This is a genomic window from Azonexus hydrophilus DSM 23864, assembly GCF_000429605.1.
Lineage (GTDB): Bacteria > Pseudomonadota > Gammaproteobacteria > Burkholderiales > Rhodocyclaceae > Azonexus > Azonexus hydrophilus.
Genome location: NZ_KE386925.1, coordinates 793,110 through 801,111 on the forward strand (window position 1 = coordinate 793,110; position 8,002 = coordinate 801,111).

Below are 8,002 nucleotides of genomic sequence, written 5' to 3' on the forward strand. Positions count from 1 at the left end.
AAAGTCCGGCGACGAACGGGCGAGGAGACAAACACGATGCGCACTCATTCCCCCGTGCCGGCCCCGCAGTTGCGACAAGCCCGCCTGAAGCTGCTCGAAGGCAGCGACTTCACCGATGCCGCCGTCGACGAGCGCCTGGCCCGTTCATGGCGGCGCAGCCTGGCTGCCGGCCTGACGCCGACCGGCCGTCTGGCCATCCCGGACAATCTCAGCGGCAAGGAGCTAGGCCGGGCACTGGGCCGCAATCACGAACTGCTCAGCCATTCGCGGCCGATCATGGAATACCTGTTCGAACAGGTGCGCCACAGCCACAGCATGGTCATCCTCGCCGACAACCGGGGCGTGCTCATGCACACCCTCGGCGATGCCGACTTTCTCGGCAAGGCCGAGCGCGTCGCCCTGATGTCGGGCGCCTGCTGGGACGAGCGCCAGCGCGGCACCAATGCCATCGGCACCGCGCTGGCCGAAGCGGCCGGGGTCGAAATCCACGGCGACGAGCATTTCCTGGAGCGCAACACCTTTCTCACCTGTGCCGCCGCGCCCATCGTCTCCGCAACCGGCGAACTGCTCGGCATCCTCGACATTTCCGGCGACCGGCGCAGCCGTCATCCGCACACCCTCGGCCTGGTCAACACTGCGGCGCGGATGATCGAGAACCGCCTGGTCGTCGATGCCTGCCAGCGCCACCTGCGCCTGCATCTCCACCCGGACCCGGCCGGCATCGGCACGGTCGCCGAGGGTATCGTTGCTCTCTCCGAGGACGGCTGGATCGTTGGCGCCAATCGCAATGCGCTACAGATGCTCGGCCTGGCCAGTGCCGACATCGGCGCCACACCGCTGTTTCGTGCGCTCGACACGCGCCTGGCCGACCTGCTCGAACAGGCCCGCCGCCGTTCCGGGCAAGGCCTGGCGCTGCGTCGCCACGACGGGATGAGCCTGTACGCCCGGCTCGATGGACACGAGCCGCGCATCCTGTCGGTTCCGGCCACGCCGGCACCGAAGAAAGACGACGCGCTGAGTGCGCTGGATACCGGCGACGGCCGCTGGCGCACCGCCGCCGACAAGGCCCGGCGTATCGTCGGCAAGGACATTCCGCTGCTGATCGGCGGCGAATCCGGGGTCGGCAAGGAGATGTTCGCCCGCGCCGCGCACGAATCCTCGCCGCAACGCGATGGCCCCTTCGTCGCCATCAATTGCGCCGCACTGCCGGAAAACCTGATCGAGGCCGAACTGTTCGGCTATGTCTCCGGTGCCTTCACCGGCGCCCGCAAGGAAGGCTACATCGGCCGCCTGCGCGAAGCCGACGGCGGCACCCTGTTCCTCGACGAAATCGGCGACATGCCGCTGACCATGCAGACCCGCCTGTTGCGCGTCCTGCAGGAGCGCCAGGTGACGCCGCTCGGCGGCGGCACCCCAGTCAAGGTCAATTTCGCCCTGATCTGCGCCACCCATTGCGACTTGCCGGCCGCCTGCGCCAGCGGCCGCTTCCGCAGCGACCTCTACTACCGGATCAACGGCCTCAGCCTGAATTTGCCCGCCCTGCGCGAGCGCAGCGATTTCGCGGCGCTGTGCGACAAGCTGCTGGCCGAACTTTTCCCAGATCTGCCGGTAGACATTGCGCCGGGACTGCGCCAGCGCCTGGCGGCCTACCACTGGCCGGGCAACCTGCGCCAGCTGGCCAGCGTGCTGCGCACCGCCTGCGCCATGCTCGACCCGGGCGATACCCGCATCGACTGGCAACACCTGCCGGACGATATCCTGGCCGCGCTCCAGGCCGGTACGGAGCGGCCGTCGACGACAAGTACCGTGCTGCCGGCGCAGGATCTTGCCACGCTGTCGCTGGCCGCCATCCAGCAGGCCATCGTCGACCACCAGGGCAATCTCAGCGCCGCCGCCCGGCAACTCGGGATCAGCCGGCAGACGCTGTACCGCAAGCTGAAAACCGGCGCCGGGCAGTAAGCATTAGGAGGTATTGTGCGCAGCCGATGGCGGTGACATGATCGGACGCTCCGTCCCGACGAGCCTGCCATGACTGCTTCCCTCCCCGACATCGCCAACCTGATCGGCCGCCTGCCGCTGTTTTCCAGCATGTCGGTCGAAGAAGTCGGCCGCATCGCCGCCGGCGCCCGCGAAGTCCGGGCGGCCAAGGGCGACATCCTGTTCCACAAGGGCGACCCCAATCACGGTTTCCACCTGCTGCTCAGCGGCCAGATCAAGCTCGCCTTCACCTCGGCTCAGGGCAACGAGAAAGTCGTCGAAATCATTCAGCCAGGCCAGACTTTCGGCGAGGCGATCATGTTCATGGACACGCCCTACATCGTCTACGCCCAGGCACTCGCCGATGCGCAGATGATCCACATTGCCAAGGCAACCGTTTTCGCCGAACTCGACCGCGACCCCAAACTGGCGCGCAAGATGCTCGCCAGCATGGCCGTCCGCCTGCACCAGTTGATGGCCGACCTCGAAGCCAACTCGCTGCATTCCGGCAAGGAACGCATCATCACCTACCTGCTACGCGAGCTTCCGGCCAGCACCACGCCAGGCCAGACCGCCACGGTCAGCCTGAGCACCACCAAGGGCATCGTCGCCTCGCGCCTCAACCTGACCCAGGAACACTTCTCCCGCATCCTGCACGAACTGGTCGAGGAAGGCCTGATCGTCGTCCGCGGCCGGCAGATTGAAATCCCGGACCCCAAACGCCTCAGCGCAAGTCGAGGCTGACAAAAAAAGGGGCGGAAATTCCGCCCCTTTTACTTTGCTAGCTGACTACCAGGATCAATCGACGATCAGCTTTCCGTTATTCAACAACTGCTGGATCAGCGCAGCATCGTTGTTGTTCGCCACACCGTACTCACTGTACAGATTGACCCCGGTCAGCGTAATGCGCTGGCTTTCCTGTCCAGAACTATAGGTTCCTCCAGCAAAGCCTCCATCATGACTGATGCGCAGTATCGTACTGGTAACGCCACCGGAGGTCGTCGTCGTGATGTCGATATAGTTGGCAAGGTTACCGATACCCGTGCTGTGGTTTTCGCCGACCAGCAAATCCCGCAGATCAAGGATATCCTCGTTACGGTTGAAGTCGGTAATGGTATCGAGGGCTGGCGAGCCTTTGTTCCCACGATCAGCCAAACTCCACTGGAAGGTGTCAGCCCCCATACCACCGGTCATCGTGTCGCTGCCAGCACCACCAATCAACAGGTCGTTACCGGCACCGCCATTAAGCGTGTCGTTACCATTGCCACCGACCAGCTTATCGTTGCCATTACCGCCGTTCAGGATGTCATCACCATCGCCACCAGACAGCCAGTCATTTCCATCACCGCCACTGAGTGTATCGTTGCCGGCCAGCCCGCTGAGAATGTCATTCCCCGCAGTACCGTTGATGGTATTGCCGCTGGCAGTGCCAACACTGGTCACCGCACCCTGGCTGTAGGTCACATTCAGTTGCACTGATCCATTCGCAGTATCGCCATCGAAATCCCGCAGCGTGAAGCCGAAGGTTTCGGACAGGGAACCGGTACCGGAGAACGGAGGACGATAGCTGTAATCGCCATTATCCAGGTCAATGATCAACAACCCGCCGGCTGCGGTGCTTACGTTCAGCTGGTGCGTGACAGCGTCAAATGTAGCGGACGCTGTACCGCTGCCTGAGACACTGACGGTATTCGCCGTACGGTCCCAACTGAATACTCGCCCGTCGATCTGGATTACCGACAAATAGCCCTGATCCGCACCCACATTGCCCGGCGTATTACCCAAGAGGACATTGCCCTGCGCAATCGGCGCAACGGTCGACTGAAGCACCGCCGACAGGGTATTCACGTTCGGCACCATCAGTGCCTCGGTGCTGCTACCCGTCGTACCGTCGTAGGCAATTGGATCAAGGTAGGCCTTGTCCGTTGCGGTCAATCCGGTACCAATCCCCAGCGCAAAGGCCTTGATCTCATTGGTGGCAAGGAAATTTGCCCAGATTGCTGCTTCATCCGGCTGAATTCCGGAATCAGCGGTGACATTGGTACCACCATTACTGTTATTGGCCAAGGTCGAGCCGTTTCCATCACTGGCGTTTGGCTGTCCATCGGAAATGAAATAGGCCACATTCTGCAGCGAACCTCCGGCCGGGGCTTCCAGAATCCGCCCGGCAGAAGTCCAGGACTGAATCGCCTGCGCCAGCGCCGCATCGTAATTGGTCCAGCCATTGGCCGTGATCGAACTCAACATGGCCTTGGCATCATCCGCCGTCATCCAGAAGCTGGTCCGATCTGCAGCCGTGGTCGAGAACGTGACGATCTTGACTGCAACATCGCCATATCCGTCATACGAGTTGATCAGATTGGTAATTGCTGTCCGCGCAGCCGCCAGCCGGTCGACCGATGTGCTGGTCATGCTGCCGGACACATCAAGGATTACCATCAGGTTGGTATCGATCTGTCCGACATCCAATTGCCTGGTCTGAGCACCTGCTACCGGCGAGTCATCCTCAACGTTGACCGTCAGCGTTGCGCTACTCGCAACCGTACCGTCGCTGACCGTCACACCAATGTCGAAAGACAAGACATCTTCGACGCCTGCTTGAGCATGATCGACAGGACCCAGCAAGGTTACTGTGTAACTTCCATTGCTGGCAATCGTCACACTGACGACAGGCGAACCGGCGGCCGAGCCCACCAGATTCGTGGTACCGACACCGCTCCACTGCAGCGGCTCGCCACCAGAAGTCACCGTCGTCGAAGGCGGATAGAGGGCGAGGGACAAGGTTCCACTACCGGAAACCGCCATGGTTCCGCTGAAGACAGTGGCATTCGTCGTATCCTGCGGCACGCCAAGGTTATCGATGTTACCGCCGACCAAGCCCTCTTCAGAGAGCGTAGCGCTAGCACCGCCAACCGTCGGTGCCGGACGGCCCAGCAGCGTGACATTAATGCTGCCGCTGGCGGTATCCAGGTCGGAATCAGTGAGCTGATAGCCGAGATTCATGCTGATATCGGCACGATAGTTGATATAGCTGAGGCTGGATACCTCGGGACGCCACGAACCGCTATTCGAGGTAAAGACGACCTGATCGAAAGCCAAGCCGCCCGTATTCGCTACGGAAATGGTCAGCGGCTGCTCGTTCGTCGTGATCGCAACATTATTTCCACGCGCCACTTCGACGCCATCCCGATAGGCAACCCACGACATCGTTGCTGTCTGCCCCTGAGCCTCAAGTGTAAAACCTGCCGAGGTGACGTCCACCCCGAAATTCAGGGTGAGCTTTTCATTACCTGCGGTATCGATCCAGTTCCCCGCACCACCATTTACAGAAATCCCTTGGGTTGAGTAATTGACATTGGCCGGCTGACCATTACGTTCCCCGGTAATATCAATCAACACCAGGCCGGAGGCGGAATCACTCAGCAGCAGATTGCCGGAATTTCCTCCAGTATTCTTGAAGCTGCTCGACTGAGAGGAGACCCCAAGCAGTTCAGTATAGGTACGGAACTGAGTACCACCGGAATCCAGATCGATATTGAGCGTGAAGACGTTCTCGCGAACCCCCGCGCGCATTATGAAGCCAGTCATCACATCACCGGCATCGTTGAACTCGGTCTGAACCAGTTGACCATCGGCGAACAAAGTCGGCATCGACGATGCCCCCGGGCGCCAGGTGAAATCCGTACCATCGGCGGACAGCGAAACGGGGAGGCTACCAAGCACGGTTTGCCCTGCCTGATTGGCACCGGCAATCGATGCAAGCCCATTGACCGTCGGCGCATCATCCTCAACAAGGAGCGTCAGGGTAGAGGTGTTGCTGTTGGTCGCATTGCTCACCGTCACACCAAAGTCCAGACGCAGCATGTCCTCGATGTTTGCCACTGGATGATCCAGACCTCCCTTCAACACCAGGGAATACTGACCGTTACTCTGCATCGTGAGCGTGAGGATTTCCCGGCCATTCGCCGAGCCAGAGAGTACAGTGGCCGTACCCACGAGAGTGGTAGTCCAGGACAGGGCTTGACCACCTGAAGTCAGGCCGGATGGCGGAGTGAAGGAAATTATCCTGTCACCATCGCCTCCAATGAGCATCGTTCCATTGAAGCTAGCCGAATTGGTCGTATCGGGAACCCCGACCGAATCCGGGCTACCACCAGGCAAACCTTCTTCCGAAACCACCGCGATAGTTGGCTGGATGCCCAGCGTGGCGATCGAAGCAGAGCCATCAGCCAGATCCGAACCATCCCGGGCCGTTGCCGTCACCGTGATGTTCATCGAACCGGTCATGTCGACCGGCGTGGTCATCGTCAGCCCGGTGATCGTGACAGCCTTGGTCACCGGATCAACCGCCACCACATATGGACCGTCACTGGTCAGTGGCAGGGTCCAGGTGCCGTCCGGATTCTGCGTGCCATGCGACAACGTCACCCCAGCCGGAACACTGACCGTAATCGTGGCGATTTCCTCGGAATAATCGATATCGGTCGGCGTTGCCGTGATCGTCAGCGGATGCGTCTTGGTTTGCGCGAAAGTCACCGAATGGATCAGGTAATCGTCACCCGCACGCGGAGCCGTGAACTCGATGCGTGCGATTTGCGCGCCGTTGTCACTGACCACCGTGAAAGGCGAATCGACCACATCGGTGACGCCGGCAACGGTGCCCTGGCCAATCTGGTTACCCTGATCGTCGAACAGTGTGTAGGTCGCCCGCTCGCCAGAGTGCAACCAGGCGAATTGGATGGTGGCGCTGGACACCGGATCATCGAAAGCGACGGCAATCTTCTCGGAATTTCCGTTCAGATGGCCGATTTCGCTATCGTTTCCGGAGGATGCCTGAGCAACCCCAAAGCCACTGACATTGCCCGCGCCCGCACCGTTAACAATACTGACCGTACCCGGAGAACCATCCAGGTTGTATGCGGTGACCGTATACCCTTGGCCGGCAATGCCTGCGTTGGTGTTATTGATGGACAGGTTGTTGGTCACCGGGTTGCCGATCTGGATCGTCACATTCGGCGTATCGGCAACCGGCGTCACCGTGATATCCAGCGTCGAGGTATCGGTGCGCATACCGTTGCTGACCGTGTAGGTCACCGTCGGCACCGGGCCACTGTAATCCTGATGCGGCACGAAGGAATAGCTGCCATCAACATTGATGGTCAACTCACCGCGCCCCGCGATGGTCACGCTGCTGCCCGCGGCATGCACAGTCGGATCACCGGCCACCGAGAAATTCAGGATCGAGACGCTACCAGCAGCAGTAACCGTATTCGCAATCAGCGTACCGGAAACGATGGAGACATCCTCCTGCGTGGAAACCGCCTCATTGCCATCATCGATGCTGTTGTCGTTGATCGTACCGGTTCCAGCAACTGGGACGGCATTCTGTGCGGTCGCAGCAGAAAGGAAAAGCTGTTCAGGTTGCTCGACTTCTCCATCATCGATGGTCGGCAAGCGAACGATGAACGAGGTCGTCGAAGGAGGCACCGAGACGCTGAAAGTACCATCCGCAGCCACCGTAACCGTGGTGAAGTTGTTGCCACCGTCGAAGGAAACCTCGATCGGCGTCGTGGTATCGAGCGCAAGGCTCGCCGTGTCGTCGTCGAAATCCAGATTGACAGTCGTCGAGAACAGACTTTCGTTACTCAGGGTCACCACGAAATCAAGCGCCATCCCTTCGACAGTCGTCGGACTGGAGACTGCAATCACTGCCGGACGGTCGTCCAGCGGCGGCGGTTGGATCGTCGGCGGCGTCACCGTCGGCGGCAGCGGCGTACCCGGCGTGCCGTCGTCCGTGATCGTGCCCACGCCCGTGGCGCTGTTGGTCACCGTCGTTGCCGTCAGCGTGAAGGTTTCCGGGCCTTCGTACACTTGCGTCGGTTCGTCGGCCGTCGTCTGCACCGACACGTAGAACGTCGTCGTGTTGGCCGGTACCTGAACCTGACCACCCACCACCGGCGTCCACGTCGCACCGTTGTCAAACGTCACATACAGGTCGTTCGACAGGTCGCTGCCCAGCGTCGCG

3 protein-coding genes are annotated in these 8,002 nt (G+C 60.8%); 2 read left to right on the forward strand and 1 reads right to left on the reverse strand.

What is annotated here, in order from left to right; translation table 11 throughout:
* Nucleotides 1-36 precede the first annotated feature (36 nt).
* Both G471_RS0115095 and G471_RS17965 read left to right on the forward strand, forming a co-directional pair.
* Nucleotides 37-1,959, forward strand: coding sequence for a sigma-54-dependent Fis family transcriptional regulator (locus tag G471_RS0115095; RefSeq protein WP_028996068.1), 1,923 nt, complete (start codon nucleotides 37-39; stop codon nucleotides 1,957-1,959).
* Nucleotides 1,960-2,028: 69 nt separating this feature from the next.
* On the forward strand, nucleotides 2,029-2,721 hold the full coding sequence (locus tag G471_RS17965; protein WP_043421690.1) for a Crp/Fnr family transcriptional regulator: 693 nt from the start codon (nucleotides 2,029-2,031) through the stop codon (nucleotides 2,719-2,721).
* Between the two features lie 54 nt (nucleotides 2,722-2,775).
* On the opposite strand, the gene G471_RS0115105 is transcribed toward G471_RS17965, so the two are convergent.
* Nucleotides 2,776-7,965, reverse strand: a complete 5,190-nt coding sequence (locus G471_RS0115105) for a type I secretion C-terminal target domain-containing protein (RefSeq protein ID WP_211226436.1) — start codon at nucleotides 7,963-7,965, stop codon at nucleotides 2,776-2,778.
* Between the last annotated feature and the right edge of the window lie 37 nt (nucleotides 7,966-8,002).

What these genes read in the sequence shown, in the direction of transcription:
- G471_RS17965 (WP_043421690.1), top strand. Translation starts at nt 2,029, where the DNA reads ATGACTGCTTCCCTCCCCGACATCGCCAACCTGATCGGCCGCCTGCCG.
- G471_RS0115095 (WP_028996068.1), top strand. Translation starts at nt 37, where the DNA reads ATGCGCACTCATTCCCCCGTGCCGGCCCCGCAGTTGCGACAAGCCCGC.